3 protein-coding genes are annotated in these 3,114 nt (G+C 42.8%); 1 reads left to right on the top strand and 2 read right to left on the bottom strand.

Annotated elements, in window-relative coordinates; all coding sequences use genetic code 11:
* Positions 1-244: 244 nt before the first annotated feature.
* Positions 245-2,233 carry a PP2C family protein-serine/threonine phosphatase gene (locus ACFFAP_RS34020; protein ID WP_375515349.1) on the bottom strand — a complete coding sequence of 663 codons (1,989 nt, stop codon included), beginning with the start codon at positions 2,231-2,233 and terminating at the stop codon, positions 245-247.
* Between the two features lie 232 nt (positions 2,234-2,465).
* Between ACFFAP_RS34020 and ACFFAP_RS34025 the strand changes: the two genes are divergently transcribed.
* Complete coding sequence (locus ACFFAP_RS34025) at positions 2,466-2,900, top strand: NfeD family protein (protein ID WP_375515350.1); 435 nt, start codon at positions 2,466-2,468, stop codon at positions 2,898-2,900.
* On the opposite strand, the gene ACFFAP_RS34030 is transcribed toward ACFFAP_RS34025, so the two are convergent.
* Positions 2,860-3,114, bottom strand: a 255-nt coding sequence (locus ACFFAP_RS34030; protein ID WP_375515351.1) for a hypothetical protein, incomplete at its 5' end; no start/stop codon positions are given. The genes ACFFAP_RS34025 and ACFFAP_RS34030 overlap by 41 nt on opposite strands.

A 3,114-nucleotide genomic window follows, 5' to 3' on the forward strand; every position in this document is an offset into this window, starting at 1 on the left:
CGCGATGAAGACCGCTCCCGTCGCGATGAAGACCGCTCCCGTCGCGATGAAGACCACTCCCGTCGCGATGAAGACCGCTCCCGTCACGATGAAGACCGCTCCCGTTAAAACATTGGTCACTAACATCCTCAGTAAACCAAAAAGTCTCTAAAGAGCGATCGCTAAAATATTTATATGTTTTTATACTTATAGCTGAGAAACCTACGGTAGTTGTTACTGTAAACTATTCCCCAGTCCCCATTCTTTACTTTCCAGGCGGACAAAGTTGCTGTATTCTTTGGGGAAGTTGCCGACACATCTGCTGGAATCCTTGAGGATTAAATTGCCACCAAGCAAATAATCCCAGACTTGTACCCCCCACAAGCAAGGCCAACACTCCCCCTAGCATTACCAAACGTTTACCCCGATTAGGTTTTGTAATTAAAGTTGGTGGGATTTCAGGGCTTAGAAGTGGTTCCTCTGACATATCCAAATCTAGATCCAAATCTAGCAAAACTTGCGAACTTTCTGTAGAAGAAATTGGTTCTTCTAGTTCTTCTAGTTCCTCTTGTTCTTCTTGCTCCTCTTGTATTTCTGCTTCTATAATCTCTTCTGGCAACGCTGGAGTCACAGGTACTAAGTATTCTGGGGAGACACGGCAATAAGTGAGAACAACCGACGTATTATCACGCCCATTTTTTTCGTTTGCCAAGTCAATCCAGTTGCGGACAGCATCTTCAACTGTCAGTTTACCTGTTAACACGGGTATTGCATAATCCTGCCAAGATTGTTCCACCCAGTTATTATCACTTAAACCATCAGAACAAAGTAGCAATATGCCATCTTCTTCTACAATAAATCGCTGAACTTTAAGACGCAAAAATTCTGAATCTCTTGTCCCTAATGCTTGAGTTAAGGCACTAGCATCTGCTCTCAAAAGTGCCTTTCGATATAAGCTTTTAGCATAGCGTACTTCCCGCGTTGCCACATCATCATCTACTGTCAGTAGCTGACAATAATTGCGAGTAATCCAATAAGCCCGGCTATCGCCAACATTAGCCAAGTAAAGTTCATGGGTATTATTTGATTGCCACCCAGTACTCGTCTGTACTCGTTGTGGAACTTGCACCGCCATAACAATAGTTGTAGCCATGCGTTCTTTGCCTTGGCGTTTTTGTTGATTATTGCGGGCACTAATCAGATTATTTACCACCCGTAAGCTTGCTTCTAATTGTTCCTGCAATAACTCTGGTGATACAAGTACAGTTTGTTCTGTAACCTCCTTGAGTAAAGCGCGAATTTGCAACTTTACAGACTGCACTGCCAACTGACTGGCAACCTCCCCGCCTTCATGTCCGCCAATGCCATCGCAAACAATCGACAAGTGAGGCAATAAAGGTTCATCTAAGTCACTCAAAGCATTTGGGTAGCAAGCGTCTTCATTTTGCGCCATAATTGGGCCAATATCTGTAGAGCCTGCCACCTTCAAAACTAATGGCAATTCTGCCGCAGATGCTAGTAGTAAATTATTCAGTTGAATATTAATAGTCTCTAACTCAACCTCAGTTTCACACATCTGCTGGACTATCTTCTGTAACCCTTTGGCTACTGATGCCTTGGCAGGCACTAACCAAAATTGCCAACACTCTCCCAGATTTTGTAAACTCAGTTTTTCATCTGCTGGTGTTTGGTAGAGTTCCAACAGTCGCACACACCAACCTTGAACTCTCAAATTGTCTACTACTAGTAAACTGCTGCTAAGTCCTAATTCTGATAAAGGTGTCCAAAGTTGGAGAATTTGCCACAGCCAATAAACTTGTCGTACCGCCGTTGCTTGCTCCCATGCCTCAACAATAGTTGGATAGATATTTCCGTTTTCATCTATCGGCACATTTTCTAATAAGAGGATATCAGTTGTATCTCCCTCAAGGTTACTAGCAAACCCATAAGGCTGTGGGAGATGTAACCGTTCTTGAGATAACCGTAGATAAGAAATTACTTCTGTTGGCAATTCTTCAGGTACATCTGGCGGTAGTCCCGGTTTAGTATCCAGCCATATCTGGGGACTAATTACCTCATACCTCTGTGCTACCCTCGTACCTGGTGAGATTTTGGCAAACAATGAGCCGGTAGCCCAAAGATAGCGGTGAACTAAAGGAGTTTGACAAGCGGCACAAACACTATCTCCAATAGGATTAATGGGGCTATTACAGCGTGGATTTATACAATAAATTATCAGTTGAGTAGAAATCATAAAGGTATAAATTTAACGAACCAATCAACTCATGAACTTCGATTAACTTTAGCTGGCAAAGATTTGAAGACTAGAATAGACTGTAACTGTGTACCGCTAGCTACATATTGTTACTGAAATTAATCAAAATTATTGGTAAAAATACCAAGTTTGTTTTCTGAAAATAACTTACGTCTGGCTGTATCTAATCGTAGAAATGCATTTACGTCAATGTAAAGTTTAGGATGGCGCTATGCCAAGTTTTACCTTAATCTGGCTTCTGGCAGGAGCAGTTCTGTGTTTGATGGAACTGTTCTTACCATCGGCGTTTGTCGCCTTCATGATGGGGATTAGCGCTTTTGTGGTGGCGCTGCTGTCTGGAATGGGTTTAGGAAGTGTATGGTTGCAAGTTGTACTTTGGCTGTTGTTTTCTACAGCACTAGTTTTGCTTTCCCGTCGGTTTTTCCAACCAAGACAACGCAAATCAAAAATTCGGGATGCAGTCATAGCTGAAACCTTAACAGAAATTCTGCCTGGAAAAACAGGGCGGGTGCGGTATGAGGGAAATTCTTGGCAAGCACGATGTGACGATGACAAATTTACCGTACCACCCAATCAAAGAGTTTATGTGGTTAGGAGAGAAGGTACTACCTTGATTGTGATACCAGAAAATCTGTTGAATTCTTAGTCAATGGGAATAGGGCATTGGGCATTGGGAAGAAATTAATCTCTACTTCCTCATCTCTCTCACTCCTAACTCCTGTACAAACGCGATTAATCGCATCTCTACTCCTAACTCCTGTACAGTACGCGATAAATCGCGTCTCTACTCCTAACTCCTGTACAGACGCGATAAATCGCGTCTCTACTCCTAACTCCTGTACAGACGCGATAAATCGCGT

Source organism: uncultured Nostoc sp. (genome assembly GCF_964245575.1).
GTDB lineage: Bacteria > Cyanobacteriota > Cyanobacteriia > Cyanobacteriales > Nostocaceae > Nostoc.